The 17,807-nt window shown below is 73.5% G+C and carries 17 protein-coding genes; 7 read left to right on the top strand and 10 right to left on the bottom strand.

Annotated features, from left to right (window positions below; all coding sequences use genetic code 11):
* Nucleotides 1-8: 8 nt before the first annotated feature.
* From ACZZ9K_RS02275 to ybaK, 4 genes are all read right to left on the bottom strand, one after another.
* Nucleotides 9-551 (bottom strand): adenine phosphoribosyltransferase, encoded by a 543-nt coding sequence (locus tag ACZZ9K_RS02275; RefSeq protein ID WP_463443246.1) that lies wholly within the window; start codon nt 549-551, stop codon nt 9-11.
* 261 nt (nt 552-812) lie between these two features.
* Entirely contained in the window at nt 813-1,046 is a 234-nt protein-coding gene (locus ACZZ9K_RS02270) for a hypothetical protein (protein WP_463443245.1), read from the bottom strand.
* 918 nt (nt 1,047-1,964) lie between these two features.
* A complete protein-coding gene (locus ACZZ9K_RS02265; protein WP_463443244.1) occupies nt 1,965-4,571 on the bottom strand; it encodes an ATP-dependent Clp protease ATP-binding subunit in 2,607 nt (868 codons plus the stop codon).
* 96 nt (nt 4,572-4,667) lie between these two features.
* Nucleotides 4,668-5,153: a Cys-tRNA(Pro) deacylase gene (gene ybaK / locus ACZZ9K_RS02260; protein ID WP_071244681.1), complete on the bottom strand. Its 486-nt coding sequence runs from the start codon at nt 5,151-5,153 to the stop codon at nt 4,668-4,670.
* A gap of 66 nt (nt 5,154-5,219) precedes the next feature.
* Between ybaK and ACZZ9K_RS02255 the strand changes: the two genes are divergently transcribed.
* Together ACZZ9K_RS02255 and ACZZ9K_RS02250 are read left to right on the top strand one after the other, a co-directional pair.
* On the top strand, nt 5,220-5,513 hold the full coding sequence (locus tag ACZZ9K_RS02255; RefSeq protein ID WP_463443243.1) for a DUF6412 domain-containing protein: 294 nt from the start codon (nt 5,220-5,222) through the stop codon (nt 5,511-5,513).
* A 62-nt stretch (nt 5,514-5,575) separates the two neighbouring features.
* The gene (locus ACZZ9K_RS02250; RefSeq protein ID WP_463443242.1) at nt 5,576-6,313 is read left to right on the top strand and encodes a YidC/Oxa1 family membrane protein insertase; all 738 of its coding nucleotides are present in this window, start codon (nt 5,576-5,578) and stop codon (nt 6,311-6,313) included.
* Here the strand turns inward: ACZZ9K_RS02250 and ACZZ9K_RS02245 are convergent.
* Nucleotides 6,310-6,525, bottom strand: coding sequence for a hypothetical protein (locus ACZZ9K_RS02245; protein WP_027465592.1), 216 nt, complete (start codon nt 6,523-6,525; stop codon nt 6,310-6,312). The two genes, ACZZ9K_RS02250 and ACZZ9K_RS02245, sit on opposite strands and share 4 nt — an antisense overlap.
* Nucleotides 6,526-6,927: 402 nt before the next feature.
* On the opposite strand from ACZZ9K_RS02245, the gene ACZZ9K_RS02240 reads away from it, so the two are divergent.
* Both ACZZ9K_RS02240 and ACZZ9K_RS02235 read left to right on the top strand, forming a co-directional pair.
* On the top strand, nt 6,928-7,533 hold the full coding sequence (locus ACZZ9K_RS02240; protein ID WP_463443241.1) for a hypothetical protein: 606 nt from the start codon (nt 6,928-6,930) through the stop codon (nt 7,531-7,533).
* 229 nt (nt 7,534-7,762) lie between these two features.
* Nucleotides 7,763-9,124, top strand: a complete 1,362-nt coding sequence (locus tag ACZZ9K_RS02235; RefSeq protein ID WP_463443240.1) for an MFS transporter — start codon at nt 7,763-7,765, stop codon at nt 9,122-9,124.
* Nucleotides 9,125-9,732: 608 nt separating this feature from the next.
* Here the strand turns inward: ACZZ9K_RS02235 and ACZZ9K_RS02230 are convergent.
* The gene (locus ACZZ9K_RS02230) at nt 9,733-11,814 is read right to left on the bottom strand and encodes an MSCRAMM family protein (RefSeq protein WP_463443239.1); all 2,082 of its coding nucleotides are present in this window, start codon (nt 11,812-11,814) and stop codon (nt 9,733-9,735) included.
* Nucleotides 11,815-12,022: 208 nt separating this feature from the next.
* On the bottom strand, nt 12,023-12,502 hold the full coding sequence (locus ACZZ9K_RS02225) for an NUDIX hydrolase (RefSeq protein ID WP_463443238.1): 480 nt from the start codon (nt 12,500-12,502) through the stop codon (nt 12,023-12,025).
* A gap of 176 nt (nt 12,503-12,678) precedes the next feature.
* Between ACZZ9K_RS02225 and ACZZ9K_RS02220 the strand changes: the two genes are divergently transcribed.
* Nucleotides 12,679-13,548: a universal stress protein gene (locus ACZZ9K_RS02220; protein ID WP_463443237.1), complete on the top strand. Its 870-nt coding sequence runs from the start codon at nt 12,679-12,681 to the stop codon at nt 13,546-13,548.
* Here ACZZ9K_RS02220 and ACZZ9K_RS02215 read toward each other — a convergent pair.
* The 3 genes from ACZZ9K_RS02215 to ACZZ9K_RS02205 all read right to left on the bottom strand — a co-directional run bounded on the left by ACZZ9K_RS02215 (nt 13,505) and on the right by ACZZ9K_RS02205 (nt 16,037).
* A complete protein-coding gene (locus ACZZ9K_RS02215) occupies nt 13,505-14,461 on the bottom strand; it encodes an SGNH/GDSL hydrolase family protein (protein WP_463443236.1) in 957 nt (318 codons plus the stop codon). The genes ACZZ9K_RS02220 and ACZZ9K_RS02215 overlap by 44 nt on opposite strands.
* Nucleotides 14,462-14,646: 185 nt before the next feature.
* Nucleotides 14,647-15,003 (bottom strand): PRC-barrel domain-containing protein, encoded by a 357-nt coding sequence (locus ACZZ9K_RS02210; RefSeq protein ID WP_027465587.1) that lies wholly within the window; start codon nt 15,001-15,003, stop codon nt 14,647-14,649.
* Between the two features lie 50 nt (nt 15,004-15,053).
* Entirely contained in the window at nt 15,054-16,037 is a 984-nt protein-coding gene (locus ACZZ9K_RS02205) for a glycosyltransferase family 9 protein (RefSeq protein ID WP_463443235.1), read from the bottom strand.
* A gap of 100 nt (nt 16,038-16,137) precedes the next feature.
* Here ACZZ9K_RS02205 and ACZZ9K_RS02200 point away from each other — a divergent pair, with 100 nt between their 5' ends.
* Together ACZZ9K_RS02200 and ACZZ9K_RS02195 are read left to right on the top strand one after the other, a co-directional pair.
* Nucleotides 16,138-16,695 carry a D-glycero-alpha-D-manno-heptose-1,7-bisphosphate 7-phosphatase gene (locus ACZZ9K_RS02200; RefSeq protein ID WP_463443234.1) on the top strand — a complete coding sequence of 186 codons (558 nt, stop codon included), beginning with the start codon at nt 16,138-16,140 and terminating at the stop codon, nt 16,693-16,695.
* Nucleotides 16,692-17,771, top strand: coding sequence for a glycosyltransferase family 9 protein (locus ACZZ9K_RS02195; RefSeq protein WP_463443233.1), 1,080 nt, complete (start codon nt 16,692-16,694; stop codon nt 17,769-17,771). Before ACZZ9K_RS02200 ends, ACZZ9K_RS02195 begins: the two co-directional genes overlap by 4 nt.
* Nucleotides 17,772-17,807 lie beyond the last annotated feature (36 nt).

Genomic DNA, 17,807 nt, shown 5'->3' with positions numbered 1-17,807 from the left:
GGCCCCACTCAGGCCGGGACGGCGCCGAGCGTCGCGACGGGCAGCCGCGGCTCGAGACGCTCGCGCCCGTTCAGGCCGTCGAGCTCGAGCAGGGCGGCGAAGCCGATGGCCTGGTAGCCGGCGCGTTCGAGCAGCGTGATGGTGGCGGCGCCGGTCCCCCCGGTGGCCAGGACGTCGTCGACGACGAGCACCCGCGTGCCGGCGGGCAGCTGACCGGGGCGCAGTTCGAGTTCGGCCTCGCCGTACTCCAGCGCGTACTGCTCGCTGAGGACCTCGCCGGGGAGCTTGCCCGCCTTGCGCACGGTGAGCACGCCGACCTGGTGCTGGGCGGCGATGCCCCCGGCCAGTGCGAAGCCCCGGGCCTCGATGCCGGCGACCGCGTCGAACCCGGCTCCGACCGCGAACGGTGCCGCGAGTGCTTCGCACACGCGGCCGAACGCGACGGCGTCGGAGAACACCGGCGTCACGTCGCGGAAGAGCACCCCCGCCTTCGGGAAGTCCGGTACGAGGGCGGTGAGGCGTTCGACGAGTGCAGCTGCGGTTTCGGTCACCCACCAACGGTACGGGAGGCCCGGGGTGCGTCCGACACGTCGGCGCACGGTGCGAGGGCGGTCGCCTCGTGCGGGGCTGACCGTTCGCTGCACGGTGCAGCCTTCGCCGGACGGTTCGCCGAAGACGGCTCGGTGCGAGGTTGTTTCCTCGCACCGAGCCGTTCAGGTCGCACGGGCTTCGGAACGACGCACGGTGCGTGCGTGCCCGCGTGCATGCGTGACGACGACGCCGACGACAGCGCCGGCGAGCAGCACCGTGGGTCAGCGCCACATCCGCATGGCGGCCCCCTGGGTGATCCAGTCGGCCTCGCGCTGCTGGCGTTCGCGCTCCATGCGCGCCAGCGTGGCGAGGTCGACCTGGGGCCGCTCCTTGCGGGTGCGTCGGCTCCAGATGATGAGCGACATCCCGACTCGGAGTGCGATGCGGTCGGCGAGTGAGACCCGGCGGCGCACCGCGCGGGTATCGGGTGGACGGGTGGTGGTCTTCGTGGACACGGTGTTCCCCTTCAGGGCACGGCAGAGCTGCCCGGGTGTCGGGCAGGACGAATCCGCCCGGGTTGCGGGCAGCAGGAATTGAATGCGTGAGAATGCACTCCGGGGTGGTCCGGAAATGTTCGGACAACGATCGCGGAATGCTCGTCGACGCCGAGAGCGTCGCACTGTCCACCGACATTCTTCCGGCGTCGTCCGCGCAGATCGGACGGCACGCATCGACGAGTCGACGAGCCGTTCAGCAGACGAACGAACCGGTGCTGCGCGAGCCTGATCGGCTCAGCGCACAGTGCCCGGAGGCACAGGTGTCAGGAGAGTGGGACGCCCCGGGTCAGCGGACGCGGAACGGGGTACCGACGCGTCCACGGATTCCGCGGAACGGAGTGGTCGTTGTGATCATCATGGGTCGGCCCCCTTTCGGTCTCGAGCTGGCGGAGTCGTCTGGGTCGAATGTTCGACCGTTCGCGACGAGTGAACACTATCGGCACCGCAATTCAGAGCGCAACCCCTTTTCCGGAAAACATCCGGAATTGCATTCACGAACAGGCTGATCACGGTGCGAGGTTCCTGTTCTGGTGTCGACGAGCCGACTGCGTGCCGAGTTCCCGTCGCGCACCGAGCGGTCGACCCCGCACCCGGTGGCGGGGCGTGCGCCGACGACGGGCTCAGAGGCGTGAGCGAGCGGCGCCGGGCCTCGCGGCTGCACCGTGCGCCGTCGGCGGACCGGTGGCAGCCTGCGCGCTCGGTGCGGGATCGCAGGCGCGCACGGTGCGGGCAACCTCGCACCGTATGACGGAGCACGCACGGTGCGCGGCGGCGGCGGTGCGCGGCGGCGGCGCGCGGCGCAACACCGCGGCGGTCCGTGCACGCCGAAGGCCCGGTACCGAATCGGTACCGGGCCCTCGCGTGCGCGCGACCGGACTAGACCGCCGCGTGCTCCGCGACGCTCGCCGTCAGTGCATCGCCCTCGACGTCGATCCGCACGGTGTCACCCGCGGCGACCCCGCCCTCGACCACCAGGGTCGCGATGCGGTCGTCGACCTCGCGCTGGATGAGTCGACGGAGCGGGCGGGCGCCGTACTCCGGCTCGTACCCGTGCTCGGCGAGCCAGTCGACCGCCGCGTCGGACACCGACAGGAGCATGTCCTGTGCGACCAGCCGGAGCGCCGTGTCCTGCAGCAGCAGCGACACGATCGACGCGATCTGGGATCGGTCGAGCTTGCGGAACAGCACGATCTCGTCGATGCGGTTGATGAACTCGGGCCGCATCGCCTCGCGCAGCTTGCCCATCACGCGGGCCCGCAGGTCGTCTTCCGCGTAGCCGTCGGTGGCACCGACGGGGGAGAACCCGAGCGCTCCCGAGCGGGAGGCCAGGAACTCCGAGCCGATGTTCGACGTCATGATGACGACGGTGTTCCGGAAGTCGACCGTCCGCCCCTGCCCGTCGGTGAGCCGGCCGTCGTCGAGGACCTGCAGCAGCAGGTTGAAGACGTCCGGGTGGGCCTTCTCGACCTCGTCGAGCAGGATCACCGAGTACGGGTTGCGGCGGACTCGCTCGGTGAGCTGGCCGGCCTCGTCGTAGCCGACGTACCCGGGAGGGGCACCGACCAGGCGGGACACGGTGTGGCGTTCGCCGAACTCGCTCATGTCGAAGCGGAGCATGGCGGACTCGTCACCGAACAGCGACGACGCCAGGGCCTTCGCGAGTTCGGTCTTGCCGACACCCGTCGGGCCGAGGAACAGGAAGCTGCCCACCGGACGACGCGGGTCGCCCATGCCGGTCCGGCTTCGCCGCACCGCCTTCGCGATCGCGCGCACGGCGTCGTCCTGGCCGACGACGCGGTCGTGCAGCTCGGACTCGAGCGCGGCGAGCCGCGTCTTGTCGGCCGAGCCGAGGCGGGTCACCGGGATCCCGGTGGCGCGGGACACCACCGCGGCGATGTCGGCCTCCGTGATCAACGTGTCCGCGGACTCCGGACGGGAGGCGCGGGTGGCGTCGGCCGACGAGGCGGCGGTGATCCGGGCCTCCAGTCCGACGATCTCGTCGCGCAGGTCGGACGCTTCCTCGTAGTGCTCCTCGGCGACAGCGCGGTCCTTGCGGGCCGTCAGGTCGGTGACCTGGGCACGCAGCGCCTCGACGTCGACGTCGCCCGACAGGGCGAGGCGACGACGTGCGCCGGCCTGGTCGATGAGGTCGATGGCCTTGTCCGGCAGGTGCCGGTCGGTCACGTAGCGGTGCGAGAGCTCGACGGCGGCGCGGAGTGCCTCGGGCGTGTAGACGACGCCGTGGTGCTCCTCGTAGCGCGGGGCGAGGCCGGTCAGGATCGCGACGGCGTCCTCGACGTTCGGCTCCCCCACCGTGACGGGCTGGAACCGGCGCTCGAGTGCGGCGTCCTTCTCGATCCGGCGGTACTCGTTGAGCGTCGTCGCGCCGACCAGGTGCAGGTCGCCGCGGGCGAGCCGGGGCTTGAGGATGTTGCCGGCGTCCATCGAGCCGCCCTCGCCGCCGCCACCGGCGCCGACGACGGTGTGGAGCTCGTCGACGAAGACGATGAGCTCGTCGGCGTGCGCCGCGATCTCGTCCATCGCCTTGGTCAGGCGCTCCTCGAAGTCGCCGCGGTAGCGGGTGCCGGAGAGCATGCCGGGCAGGTCGAGTGCGACGACCCGCTTGCCCTGCAGCAGGGCGGGGACGTCACCGTCGACGATGCGCTGGGCGAGGCCCTCGACGATCGCGGTCTTGCCGACGCCGGGCTCACCGATCAGCACCGGGTTGTTCTTGGTGCGGCGGAGCAGGATCTCGACGGTCTGCTCGATCTCGTCGGCGCGGCCGATCACCGGGTCGACGTGCCCGTCACGGGCGCGCTCGGTCAGGTCGGTGCCGAACTGGTCGAGCGTCGGGGTGTCGCTGTCGGTGGCCTGGTCGGTGCCGACGGCGTCGGGTGTTCCGGGCATGGGGCGCCCCTCTCGTGCTGCTGCCGCGGCCTGCTGGGCGTAGTCCTGCATGACCTGCGGGGTGATCCCGGCGCTGGCGAGCAGCTGGCCGGTCACGGTCTCCTGGTCCATCACGAGCGCGAAGAAGACGTGCTCGGGGTCGGTGTAGGTGCTGCCGAAGCCCCGCGCGGCCTGCGTCGCCTCGACGAGGATGCGCTGGGCGGTGCCGGTCAGTGCCGGGCGGCCGGTCTGCTCGGCCAGCGGCTCGTGCGCCATCGGCAGGCGCTGCTCGATCTCCTCGGCGAGTCGCCGGGGGTCGACCCCGGCGGAACGCACGACGGCGTCGAACGGTTCGGTGCGGACGAGCACGTGCAGGATGTGCAGTGCGTCGATCTCGCGCTGCCCATGCGCGACCGCGTACTCGGCGGTGTGCTGGAGCAGCTCGTGGGTCCGTCGGCTGAGCAGCCGGGTGATGTCGACCGGTCGACCGAACGCGCGGACGCGCTGCTGGTCACCGGTGCGCTGTGCCGCGAGCAGGCGGGCGAGGAACTCGTCGAACGAGTCGTTGCCACCGGTCGGGCCGAACGTCTCTGGCAAAGGGACCTCCTGGGGAACTTGAGTGCCTTCGACTCAATGCAACGCAGGAGGGCTCGGGTCATTCCCGGGTCCCGAAAAAACTTGCGGCGACTCGACTCAGGTCCGCGCGATGGGTGCGGCGACCGCCTCGGTGATCCGCGCGAGGTCCGTCGGTGCCACCTCGACGTCGAACCCGCGACGTCCGCCGGACACGAAGATGCTCGCGTACGACAGCGCCGACTCGTCGAGCACGGTGCGGAGCCGGGTCTTCTGGCCGACCGGACTGATCCCGCCGACCACGTAGCCCGTGCGCTTCTCGGCGAGGGCGGGATCGGCCAGCGTCGCCTTCTTGCCCCCGACCGCGGCGGCGATCGCCTTGAGGTCGAGCCGGTTCGCCACCGGCACGATCGCGACGGCGAGGGTGCCGTCGACGGAGACGACCAGGGTCTTGAAGACCTGCTCCTCGCGCAGCCCGAGGGCGGCGGCCGCCTCTTCTCCGAAGTTGGTGGCGCTCTCGTGGTGCTCGTACACGTGCGGCGTGTACGGGACCCCGGCCGCCTCGAGCGCGACGGTCGCTGGGGTGCTCGGCGAACCTGCGGTCATGCCGTGATCCTCCCCCGCCGCACCTTCCGGTCCTCGACGGCACGCGGGCGTTACGCTGAACGGACCATGACCGCCGTCCTGCTGCTGCTCCGCGCCACCGCCGCGCTGGTGCTCGGCGACCCGGCCGCCGGGGTTCTGCCCCTGCTGGCCGTGGCGGCACTCGGGCTGACCGCGGTCGCCGTGACCGTCGTCGTCGCCCGACTGCTCGTCGCGGTGCTGGCGGCCGTCCTCGGGGTCGGGTCGGTATCCGTGTCGGATCAGTCAGCGGTGCCCGACCTGGTCACCCGGATCGGGTGGAGCCACCCCGACGCCGACGGCCACGTCCGCTCACGGGCACCGGGGGTCGCGACCCCGGCCTGACCACCGACCGGTGGCCGGGCCGCTCGCGCACCCCCGCTGACCCACCACCGATCGGAACCGTCATGGACCTGTCCACCCTGCCCCTCGTCGGCCCGCTGCTGCACGGCGGCGCGGACCTCGTCACCGCCCTCACCGCGGCGCTCTCCCCCGTCGCCGGCTCGTTCGCCGCGGCGATCGCCGTCGTGCTCCTCACCCTGGCCGTCCGCCTGGTGCTCGTCCCGCTTTCCGTGCTGCAGGTGCGGGCCGAACGGGACCGCCGGCGCCTCGCACCCCGGCTCGCGGCGCTCCGGAAGCGCCACGGCCGCGACACCCAGCGGCTGCAGCGAGCGGTGCAGCAGCTGTACACCGACGAGAAGGTCTCGCCGCTGGCCGGGTGCCTGCCCGTCCTGGCGCAGGCACCCGTGGTGTCGCTCGTCTACGCGCTGTTCACGCACGCCTCGATCGACGGCACCGCGAACGCCCTGCTGGAGGCGACGCTCGTCGGGGTCCCGCTCGGCCACTCGCTCGTCGTCACGCTCACGTCGCCGCTGTGGGTGCACGCCTGGGTGGTGCTGGTCCTGCTGGCGGTGCTGGCGGTCGTCGTCGAGCTCAGCCGCCGGTCGAACGCCCACTGGAACCCGGTGCCGGCGCCGGAACCGGGGGTCCCCGGGGCCGCCGCGACCGCCGCCGTGGGTCGGTACGTGCCGTTCCTCACGGTCGTGTTCGCGGCGATCGCACCACTCGCCGCCGCGCTCTACGTCGTGACGAGTGCGGCCTGGACCTACGGCGAACGCGCCGTGCTGCGACGGGTGGTCCGCTAGCCGCCCTGGCCCTCCTGCTGCGGTCCCTGGTCGACCGGGTCGTACTCGGTGCCGCGGCCCTGCTCCTCGTCGGCGGTCGGTACGTGACGTTCCGTGCCAGCGCCGCCGGGGCTGGTCGCGACGTAGTCGGCCTCGCCGGACTGGGTGTCGTGGCTCAGCGGCTCGAGGGTCTCGGCGTCGGCGTCGTGCTGCGGCATGGGGTCGGTGCTCATGCACCACGCCTACTCCCTCGTTCTGGGTGCGCGCGCACGGCTGCGCGGTGCCACGATGGACCTGTCCACGCGACCGGCAGAGCGGGAGTGCGCATGGCCCACGACGACGTGGCAGCGGAACGGGCACGGCTCGAGGCCGTCGCCTGGGGAGCAGGATCGAGCCCGGCGGACGCGGCGCGCGCCCGGATCGCCCTGCAGGACCTGGAACGCGGACGGCGACCCCGCGCGCGTGCGGTCGCGACGGCGCGGGATCCACGGCCGGGAGGCCCGGAGCCGGTCCGCACGTCCGTCCCGTCCGCGACGCGATCGGGTCCAGGGCACGCGTCCGTGACCGCGCAGGCGCCCGCGCCCGGTCCCGTGTCCTCGCCCGCCGGCGTGGCTGCCGTGCCTGCTGGAGCCGACGTGTCGGAGGTGACCGACGGCGGTGGGGGCGACCACGTCGACGACGCGAGGGGCGGCGGCGGGGACGAGCCGGGCCTCCAGGCCGAGCCGACCGGACGGACCCGGTGGCGGCGGTGGTTGTGGACGGAACGACCACGCGCCTGGATCGCGGGCGGCGCGGCTGCGGCGGTGGGCGTCGCGTTCGCCGCCGGGACGCTCGTCGGGACCGCGCGACCCGACGTCGCCGCAGCGCCGAGCGTCACGCCGACGGCCGGGACGATCACGCTCGAACAGCTGCTCGACGTCCCGCAGACGTACGCCGACCAGTTGCCGGGGCCGGTCGCTGCGCCGGTGAGCCTGCACACGACGCGACTGGTCTTCACGAACCGCGCGCTCGACGGCGGCACCGCCGAGACACCCTGGAACGTCTGGGCCGGCATCGGGACGGACCGGTCGACGATCTGCCTGGTGGCGACGGCGGACCGCATCGAGTCGTCGACGGCGTGCTTCCCGCGGCAGGCCGCGCTGCACGGATCGGTGTCGATGTCCGCGCAGTCCAGGAGCGGCACGTTGACGATCGAGCTACGCGGCGGCGGGGTCCAGGGCCGGGTGACGAACGAGTACTGAGCGAGCGACCGGCAGCTGAGTGTTTCGTTGGAGCGCTCCGATGTATTTGCTGGATGCCCTCGCGAGAGTCGTTCCATCGTGCAACACTGGATGAGCGCACTCGTCGTGGAGTCGTACCCACATCATCCACATCCGCCAGCGAGCGCGCCCCGCAGACCTTCCCGGTCACCGCCGTCAGAACGATCGGCATCGTCGCGCGCTCCACCGTGCCTCGGAGGAGGTCAGCAGCGTGTCCACCAACACCACCACCTCGGCCGTGTCGACCCACACGCGGCCGATCACCGTCACCACCCAGTCGATCGTCGGCATCGCCGTGCTCGGACTGGCCACGTTCTTCGCCATCACCACCGAGCTCATGCCCGTCGGGCTGCTCGGCACGATGAGCGCCGACCTCGGCGTGACCGAGGCCACCATGGGCATCGTCATCACCGTGTACGCCGCGGCCGTCGCGCTCCTCGCGCTGCCGCTCACCGCGTTCACCGCGAAGCTGCCCCGCAAGACCGTGCTCGTCGCCACGCTCGTCGGCTACACCGTGTCGAACCTGATGGTCGCGCTCGCACCGTCGTTCGCCGTCGTCTGCGCCGGACGCGTCGTCGGCGGCATCGCGCACGCACTGTTCTTCTCGGTCGCCTCGGCGTACGCGACCCGGATCGTGCCGCCGCGGTTGGCCGGGCGGGCGATCGCGTTCGTGTACTCGGGCAGCTCGCTCGGGTTCGTGCTCGGCGTGCCCGTCGCGACCTGGGTCGCGCAGCACATCGGCTGGCGCCAGGCCGTGTTCTCCGTCGGTGTCGCCGCAGCGGCACTCGCGGTCGTCGCCCTGCTGTTCCTGCCCGCCGTCCGCGGTGCCTCGTCGCCGCACATCGGGTCGCCGAAGGCCTGGGCGCGCACCGGACTGCTGTCCGTCGTGATCGCCGACATGCTGCTGTTCGGCGGGCACTACGTCGTCTACACCTACATCGGGCCGTACGCGATCGACGCGGGGCTCGACGCGGGCATGGTGAGCGGGGCACTGCTCGTGCTCGGTGGCACCGGTGTCGTCGGGCTGTGGCTCGCCGGCATGTTCGTGGACCGTGCGCCCCGGCAGACGCTGATCGCCTCGGTCGCCGTGATGGCCGTGGCCTTCGCGACGATGCCGTTCGTGCACGGCTCCCTGATCGGGACGATGGTCGTCGCGGGGGTCTGGATGGCCGCCAACGGCACGACCGGCACGCTCTTCATGGCCGCGGCGATCCGTGCCGGAGGCGTCTCCCCCGACATCGCCGGCGCGCTGGTCAACGGCGCGTCGAACATCGGCATCGCCGGTGGTGCGGCGTTCGGCGGGCAGGCCCTCGGGATCGTCGGGCTGCAGTACCTGCCGTTCGCCGGTGCCGCGGTGCTGGTCGGCGCACTCGGGGTCGTCGTGCTGGCGCGCCGTGGGTTCCCGGTGCACACGCACATGCAGGAGCACCTGTCGACCTCGTCCATCGAGGCCATCACATCGTCGCTCGCGGTCGTCACCACGTCGGTGCCGGTCGTCGGGCGGGCGATCCAGACGGTCACGGGGTCGATCGGCGTCGTCACGGGTTCGGTGCGGCGGCCGCGGACGCGCTAGGGGCCGGCGGCGGTCGTGCGGCGGACGCGGGAGGTCGGCGCGTCGAGTGGTCGCGACATGCCGTCGACGGGGCGTCGGGGGTGCTCGAACTGTCGTCTGACGGGTCGGCGGGCGACGGTTCGTGACCCCTCGGCGGACACGCGGCGGCGTGGTGTGCGCCCGCGGGGGACGCGCGCGGTGCCCGGCCCTCGAGTGGTCACGACATGCCGTTAGCGAGGCGTAGAGGTCGCACGAACTGTCGTCTGCGGGGTCGGCGGGCGACGATTCGTGACCCCTCGGCGTCCCCGCGCGGCGTGTTGTGCGGCCGCGGGGGACGCGCGCGGTGCCCGGGCTCCGAGTGGTCACGACACGCCGTCGGCGGGGCGTCGGCGGCGCTCGAACTGTCGTCTGACGGGTCGGCGGGCGACGGTTCGTGACCCCTCGGCGTCCCCGCGGCGGCGTGTTGTGCGGCGGCGGCCGACGCGCGCGGTGCCCGGGCCTCGAGTGGTCACGACACGCCGTTGCCGGGGGCGTCGGGGTCGCACGAACTGTCGTCTGCGGGGTCGGCGGGCGACGGTTCGTGACCCCTCGGCGTACCCGCGGCGTCGTGTCCTGCGCCCGCCGCGCGGTCAGTCCTGAAGGTGGTCCGTGCGGCGGCGGTTGCGCACCGCGCGGTAGGTCAGCAGCGCCGCACCGAGCAGCACGAGCACCCCGGCGGCGATGAGTCCCGGGCCGAGGTCCGCGCCCGTGTAGGCGAGCGGTCGACCGTCCCCTGCATCGCCCTGACCCGAGACCGGCGCGGAGCCGGAGCCCGAGCCGGCGGCGGGGTCGGTCGGAGTCGCCGAAGGAGAACCGCTCGGCGACGGCGACGGCGACGGAGCCGGAGCCGGGCCCGCCGCAGCCCGCACGACGAACGCCAGCGGCGTCGCAGCCCCCGACTCCGGCGTGACGACGGTCGCCGTCTCGGCACCCTCGACGTCGACCGAGACGGCGTACTCCGTCGTGGGCTCCAGTCCGGTCAGGTCGAACGCACCGTCGTCGTCCGTGACGACCGACACGGGATCGCCGGACTGCGGGTCCGTCGGAGCCGCGACGACCTCGACGTCGGGAACGGGTTCGCCGTTCGTGTCGACGACCGTGCCGGGCTGGTCGGTGGTGACCTCGGCGGCGGGGGCTGCGGAGGCGAACGGCAGGTCGGACGAAGCACGCTCGCCAGCGACGGCCGGCACACCGGTGTTCGACGTCGCCCCGGTCGCCCCTGGCTCCGGTCGTTCGGTCCGGACGGTGTACGTGCCCGCTGCGGTGGCGAAGACGTAGCGGCCGTCGGCATCGGTCTCCGTCGAGGCGACCACGGCGCCCGTGCCGTCGACGAGCTCGACCACCGCGCCAGCGGGCACGGGCGAGCCGTCGAGCGAGACCACACCGGCGACCGTCGCGACGACGGCGGCCGGGGCATCGATCTCGTCGGGGACGACCGGTGCCGCGCCGTCGTCGCCGGTCGTGATGGTCACGGGCGGCTCGTCGGCGACGGACACGTCGAGCTCGGTGTCCGCCGGCAGGTCCGAGCCGGTGTAGACCCCGTCGCTGTTCGTCGTGGTGTCGACGAGGACGTCCCCGGTGACCGGGTCGGTGATGACGACCTCGAGGTTCGAGACCGGTCGGCCGTCCTCGTCGACCACGGTGCCGATGACCGACACGGTGTCCTCCGGCGACGTGAACGCGAAGTCGGCCTGCTGGTCCACGCCGCCCGGCGAGCCTGCCTGGGCGAGGGAGACCCGAGCGGGCTGGTCAGGGCCCTCGGCACCGTCCGGCGGGGTGATCTCGACGCGGTAGTTCGCGATGACCGGCAGTTGCGGGAACGCGTAGGTGCCGTCGGCGTCGGTCGTCGTCGTGTACACGGTGCCGCGCGGAGCGGTGACGCGGACGATCGCCCCGGGGATCGGCGCTCCGTCGAGGGTCGCCGTGCCGGTGATCGCGGCGGTGCGGTTGGCGAACCAGGTCTGGTACACCGGGAAACCGCTGCGCTGCTGGTACGTGATCGTCAGGCTGGTGAGCGAGACGGTCGGCGTGAACCACGCCGTGGCGCCGGCGGTGTCGACCGCGCCGGTGTTGCCCGTCAGGGTCCGGGTGGTGGGGTCCCAGGAGGGCAGGTCCCGTCCGGTCGTGCCGTCGGGGTCGGCGGTGCACGACGGTCCTCCGGCGACGGCGGCCGAGCACGAGTTGTAGGAGCTCACGTAGCCGAGCTGCTCCGCGGTCGCGGCGCCGCCCCCGGAGACGGTGGCCGAGATGGTCGCACGATCGGCGTCGACGTCGCCGAGCACGAACGACCAGCTCTGGGCGCCCGGTGTCGGCTCGGCGAACGTGTAGGTGGTCGTCGATGCGCCGGACGTGGGCGAGTCGACGTTCGGCCGCTGGTTCATGTAGGTCTGGCCGCGGCTCGTCCCGTAGACCGTGCCCGACGGGGTCGACGCCGACTGCCAGGTCGATGCCCCGCTGACGACGGTCGACTGCCGGGAGTCCGACGTGAAGGTCGTCTCGGGGAACCCGGCGAGCGTCATCGTGCCGGTGTAGGCCCGGCTCGCTCCGCTGAGGGTGAAGGTCCCCCAGTTGCCGACCGGCTCGGCCGACGCACTGGTCGCGCCGCCGATCGCGAGTCCTGCTCCGAGTGCGAGGGCCGTCAGCCCAGCCGTGATCGCGCGCCAGCGCCGCATGCGTACTCCCCTGGTGTGGCGCCGGAGAACCCGACACCCCCTCAGACTATCCAGCGGGCGCGGCTCGTGTCCGGGGCACGACACGAGCAAGAAGGTCCCGACGAGTGGTCAGGACCTGCCGCGCGCCGATCGCCGAGCGGCCGAGAAGTGTCGCCTGGAGGCCCGCCGGACGACAGGTCGCGACCGCTCGACCAACATGAGCGGGGCGTCAGGAACCGCCAGCACCCCGACCGAGCGCGACCAGGGCGTCGAGCGCCGCGACCTGCCCGGCGACCACCAGCTCCCGCGCCTCGTCGAGGCCGACCCACCGCGCGTCGTCCACCTCGGGCACCTCCACGAAGCGCCCCGACCCGCGCGGCAGCTCGAGCCGCACGGTGTTGCTCCGCACGGTGTCGACCGAGAACCCCGACGCCCGCGCCGCGAAGACCCGCACGCGCTTGCCCGACGCCTGCCGGAACTCCCCCAGGTCGGTCAGGTCCGCGGCGGTCACCGGGGCGGGCACGCCGATCTCCTCGGCGAACTCGCGCAGCGCGGTGCCGAGCGGCTCCTCGCCCGCCTCGACCAGCCCCTTCGGGATCGACCAGGCACGCGGCCGGTTCCGCCAGAACGGTCCGCCCATGTGCGCGAGGAAGACCTCGGGTCCGGACGGACCGGTCCGGTGCAGCAACAGTCCGGCGCTCACGACCACGCCCCGAGACTACGCAGAACCGGCCGGGAGGCCCGGATCACTGCACACGGGCCGCGCACCACCCGACGTGTCCGGTCCCACCGCCGGTTCCCCACGTCCGCGCCGGGAGTACCGTGTGGCGCACGGAGCGCCGTGTGACGCCCCCGGAGGACCTGCGATGGAGGAGGCCGATCGGGATGGACGAACGATGGACGACGGTGACGCTGGCCGCGGACGCCGCCATGCCGCACGACGAGGCGCTGCGGTGGATCGCCGCCCGCGCGGACAGCGGGATCGAGCGGATCCGGATCATCGGTGCCGACCCGGCGATCGAGGGCCCCGAACCGGTCGCCGACCGCCTGGCCGAAGCCGCTCGCGCCGCCCTGCCAGGAGCCACCGTCGAGGTGCACCGGCACGCGGGGCCGTTCGCCAGCGCCCTGGTCGAGGAGTCCGACGGCGGTGACCTGCTGGTGATCGGGACCTTCCGGAGCCGACGGGGCTCGACCGCCGGCGGCGACCCGGCGCGCGTGGCGGTCCGTGCGGCCGTGCCGACCGTGATCGTCCCCGAGGGCCCGCACCCGATCGACGGCGACGTGGTGCTGGCGGTCGAGGAACCCATCGACGAACGGGCCGTCTCGATCGCCGTGGCCGAGGCCGTCCGGCTGCACCGACGACTGACGCTGCTCCGGGCGTGGGAGATGCCCGTGCTGACCCGGACCGGGCTCACCGACTTCGCCGAGGACCCCCTGCGGTGGCGCGCCCGGAACGCCGAACTGCTGCAGCGGGTCACCGAGTCGCTGACCGCGCGGTTCCCGGCGGTGCGGATCCGGCCGCTGCTCGTCGAGGGACACCCGGGGCACGCCATCGCATCGCGTACCCGGCGGGCGTCGCTCGTGGTGCTCGGACGGGGCCACGTGCGGGTGCTGTCCGGCGCACTGCTCCACGACGTCGTCCGTGAGACGGCGGCACCGGTCTGCGTCGTCCCACCGGCGGCCCACCCGGACAGCGCGGGGTCCGGACGGGTCAGCCGGCGAGTTCCCGGATCGCGTCGGCCATCTGGTCGGTGAGGTACGCGACTCCGCGGCCGTTCGGGTGCAGGGCGCCGGCCTTCAGGTCGATGCGTCGCAGGTCGCTCGAGCCGGTCAGGCTGACACCGGCGACGTAGCGCTCGTCCCGCGGGGCGCAGGCCGAGTGGGCCTCGGTGCGTTCGAGGACGTCGACGAACCGCACCCCGGCGGCGTCGGCGGCGGATGCGGACACGGCGTCGAGCTCCTCCTGCACACCGTGCAGGTACGCCACGTCGTCGTCGGTGAACGGGAAGGTGTCCGAGGGGAACGACCCCGCGAGCGTGCCGAGGTCGAGCGCCGAGCGGAAGCAGCCCTTCGCCGGGGTGTGCTCGGCGTCCGGGAAGATCGCCGGGTACCCGAGGAACACGACGACGGCGTTCGGCGCGGCCCGTTGCACCGCTGCGAGGGTGTCGGCGATCCCGAGCGCGACACGCGACTGGATCTTCAGGCTGAGCTGGTCCCCACCGTCCCGCACGAGCGTGCTCTCGCACGACGGCGCGTCGCGTCCGGAGAACACCGGGCCGTCGGCCGAGATCGCCAGGCACGACGCGGCCGTGCCGAACAGGTCCGCGTCGTTGCCGCCGATGGTCAGGGTCACGAGGCGGGTGCGCGACGACAGCGACTCGATCTGCGGGGGGACGCCCGTGAACTGGTGTCCGGTCGTGACGTCCTCGCTGGTGGCACCCGCGCACGTGACGTCGGTCAGGTCGAGGCCGAACCGCGCCGCGAGCCGGTGCGGGTAGTCACGGGCCGACTGCACGCACGCGCTGGTGGGAAGCCGGGTCCGGTCGCCCAGGCCGTAGCCGGCGGAGTACGAGTCACCCAGGGCGACGTACTCGCTGCCCGGCGGGAGGTCGGCGAGCGGCTCGGACGGGTCGTCCGGCACCGGGTAGGGCTGCGGGACGGGCCACATCGGCGCGGCCGACGCGGGTTCCACCGGTCCCGGCGCCGCGACCCCGGCCACCACCAGCCCGACGACGGCGACCGCCGCCAGGGCGGCGAGCAGCGTCGTACGGGCGGAGCGGAGCAGTTGCGGCCTCCGGGCGGGTGCGGCGGATCGGTCGGTCGGATCGGGTCGGTCGGTGGGGCGGGACGGGCTCAGCGGCGTCCGAGCCGGCGTTCGCCGCCGCTGCCGGTGCGGTACTCCAGCCCGTAGTGCTGGAACAGCTCGGGCTCGGTCGCGGCGTCGAGCTCGCCGTCGGTCGAGATCGACGGGGCGTCCTTGACGAGCTTCTTCGGGAACGTCACCCGCAGGTGCTTCGGGGCGACGGTGGCGCCGAACAGCGGGACGAAGACGAGCTTCTGGAACCCGACCATGCCGGTGGTCAGCGCACCGAACGCCGGCTCGGACGTGGCGGTGTCGTAGTAGATGCTCTCGAGCGTGCCGACCTTGTCGTCGGCCTCGTCGACGACCGGCAGACCGATCCAGTCACGGATGTTCGCGGCTTCGAACACGAAGGACTCCCTCCGAGCGTCCGGCAGGTCCGGGTCGCTCTCGGTCGACGCTACCGCCCGGCCGCCTGAGCGGTCACCCGGAGCCGGTCCACCGCGGCCAGCACGTCGTCCGCGGTCACGGCCAGGATCGCCGGGTCCGGGTCCTCGGCGAAGACGTCGCCGCGACGGACCGAGGCGTCGGTGAGCACGATGTGCGGGCCGGTCGACGGCGGACCCCACGCCTCGGGCGGTGCCGGGCCGAACAGCACGACCGAGGGCACCCCGTAGGCGGTCGCCAGGTGCGCAGCACCGGTGTCGACCGTGACGACGAGCCGTGCCGCGGCGATCACCGCGGCGAAGGCCTGCAGGTCCAGGGTGCCGGCCAGGACCGCCTCCGGCGCCAGACCGGCCGCGTCGGCGACGGCACGGGCGCGCACCACGTCGTCCGAGCCTCCTGTCAGGACCACGTCGGCACCGCGCGCCCGGAGCCCGCGCACCACATCGGCGAAGCGGTCCGTCGGCCAGTGCCGCGCACCGTGGAAGGCACCCACGTGCACGACGGCCGCGTCGGCGACCAGCGGCGGTTCGGCGGGGCGGTCGATGTGGACCTCGGTGGCGTCCGCGGGGATGCCGTGCCACGTGAGCAGGTCCGCCCAGCGGTCGCGCTCGTGCACGTCGTGCGGCCATTCCGGGCCCGGGTAGTCGTGCGTCGGGTCGGCGTGCCCGATGACCCGGCGCGGGGCGAGTGCGGCGACGAGGTCCGAGGACTCCGGGCCAGCGCCGTGCAGGTTGACGGCGATGTCGACGGCACCGTGCGGCACCGCGATCGGGTGGTCGAGACCATGCTGGGCCAGGTGGACGTCCACGGCCGGCACGAGTTCGACGACCGGCGCCAGCCACGCCGTGGTGGCCAGGGTGATGCGGTGGTCGGGGAACGCGCGACGGAGCGCGTGCAGCGCGGGGACGGCGACGAGCAGGTCGCCGAGCTTGATGGCACGCAGGACGAGCAGTTCCGGGCGTCCGTCGGGGTCGGGCAGGTTCTCGAGGGCGGTCACCGCCGCGACGGTAGACCCGACACGCTGACGGTCCTGCCGGGACCGCGCTCCGCGGCTCTTCCTGGGGCGGCCCCCGGCCGTCGAGCGGTAGTCACGGAGCATGGCCCTCGCACCGGACCGCGTCATCCGCGGCCTGCTCCTCGACCGCGACGACACCCTCGTGGTGGACGTCCCGTACAACGCCGACCCGCACCTGGTCGTCCCCGTCCCCGGTGCTCGCCGCGCCGTCGAACGGGCGCGCGCCGCCGGATTGCAGCTCGGCGTCGTCACGAACCAGTCGGTGATCGCGAAGGGCATGGCCACCCGCGAACAGGTCGACGCCACCAACGCCCGGGTCGACGAGCTCGTCGGCCCGTTCGACGTGTGGTGCGTCTGCCCGCACGACGCCGGCGACGACTGCGCGTGCCGGAAGCCCCGGCCCGGGATGGTCCTCGAGGCCGCCGAGCGGCTCGGCATCCCGCCGGCGTCGATCGTCGTCGTCGGCGACATCGGCGCCGACGTGCAGGCCGCCCGGAACGCCGGCGCGCAGGGCATCCTCGTGCCCACCCCGCGCACCCGCCGTCAGGAGGTCGACGAGGCCGACACCGTCGCCGCGGACCTGGACGAGGCCGTCACCCTGGTGCTCGAGCACGTCGGCAGCGTGGCGGACCGGGCGTGAGCGCCGGTCGGCGCGTCCTCGTCGCCCGACTCGACTCCTTCGGGGACGTCCTGGTCGCCGGACTCGCGGTGCGCGCGGTCGCCGCCGGTGCCGCGCACGTGACGATGCTGTGCGGACCGCAGGGGGCGCCTGCAGCCGACCTGCTGCCCGGCATCGACCGGGTGCGGGTGTGGGCGGCACCGTGGGTCACCGAGACCGCACGCCCGATCGACGACGCCCTGCTCGCCCAGTTCCGCGCGCTGGTCGCCGAGGAACAGCCCGACGAGGCCGTCGTCCTGACGTCCTTCCACCAGTCGCCCCTGCCCCTCGCGCTGCTCCTGCGCCTGGCGGGGGTCCCCCGGGTCTCCGGGGCCTCGGTCGACCACCCCGGGTCCCTGCTCGACGTGCGGCTGCGCCCAGGCGAGGACCTGCCCGAGGACCTCCCCGAGCCCGAACGCGCGCTGCGGATCGCCGAGGCGGCCGGGTTCCGGCTGCCGCCGGACGACGACGGGAGGCTCGCGGTGCGCCACGACGCCGTCCTGCCCCCGCCCGTGGCCGGCCTCGACCGCTACGTGGTCGTCCACCCCGGAGCCAGCGTCCCGGCACGGTCGTGGCCGGAGTCCCACCACCGTGCGCTCGTCGCCGCCTACGCCGAGCGTGGCGTCCCCGTCGTCGTCACCGGCTCCCCCGGCGAACGCGCACTGACCGCCGCCGTGGCCGGCGACACCGGCATCGACCTCGGCGGCCGCACCAGCCCCGCCGAACTCGCGGCCGTCCTCGCCGGAGCCGAGGTCGTCGTCGTCGGGAACACCGGTCCGGCCCACCTCGCCGCGGCCGTCGGAGCGCCCATCGTGAGCCTGTTCTCGCCCGTCGTCCCCGCCGTGAAGTGGGCACCGTACGCCCCGCTCGTCGAGCTGCTCGGCGACCAGGCCGCACCGTGCCGTCTCAGCCGCGCTCGCGAGTGCCCGGTCCCCGGCCACCCGTGCCTGTCCGGAGTGCGCATCGCGGACGTCCTGGAGGCCCACGAACGGCTCCTCGACCGCGTTTCGCGGACTGATCGGAGAAGTCTGCGGGGCGGCCCAGAAGGCGCTGCGTAGCGTGCGCCACTGCTTCTCCTGCTCCTTCTCCTGCTG

The sequence above is a fragment of the Curtobacterium sp. AC268 genome (assembly GCF_979258745.1).
The sequence above is the reverse complement of the archived record's forward strand: the minus strand, read 5'-3'. Positions and strand labels throughout refer to the sequence as shown.

Coding starts and splice junctions, on each gene's coding strand:
- ACZZ9K_RS02200 (WP_463443234.1), top strand. CDS start 16,138: ATGGCCCTCGCACCGGACCGCGTCATCCGCGGCCTGCTCCTCGACCGC.
- ybaK (WP_071244681.1), bottom strand. CDS start 5,153: ATGACCGCAGGTTCGCCGAGCACCCCAGCGACCGTCGCGCTCGAGGCG.
- ACZZ9K_RS02250 (WP_463443242.1), top strand. CDS start 5,576: ATGGACCTGTCCACCCTGCCCCTCGTCGGCCCGCTGCTGCACGGCGGC.
- ACZZ9K_RS02215 (WP_463443236.1), bottom strand. CDS start 14,461: ATGTGGCCCGTCCCGCAGCCCTACCCGGTGCCGGACGACCCGTCCGAG.
- ACZZ9K_RS02230 (WP_463443239.1), bottom strand. CDS start 11,814: ATGCGGCGCTGGCGCGCGATCACGGCTGGGCTGACGGCCCTCGCACTC.
- ACZZ9K_RS02255 (WP_463443243.1), top strand. CDS start 5,220: ATGACCGCCGTCCTGCTGCTGCTCCGCGCCACCGCCGCGCTGGTGCTC.
- ACZZ9K_RS02245 (WP_027465592.1), bottom strand. CDS start 6,525: ATGAGCACCGACCCCATGCCGCAGCACGACGCCGACGCCGAGACCCTC.
- ACZZ9K_RS02220 (WP_463443237.1), top strand. CDS start 12,679: ATGGACGAACGATGGACGACGGTGACGCTGGCCGCGGACGCCGCCATG.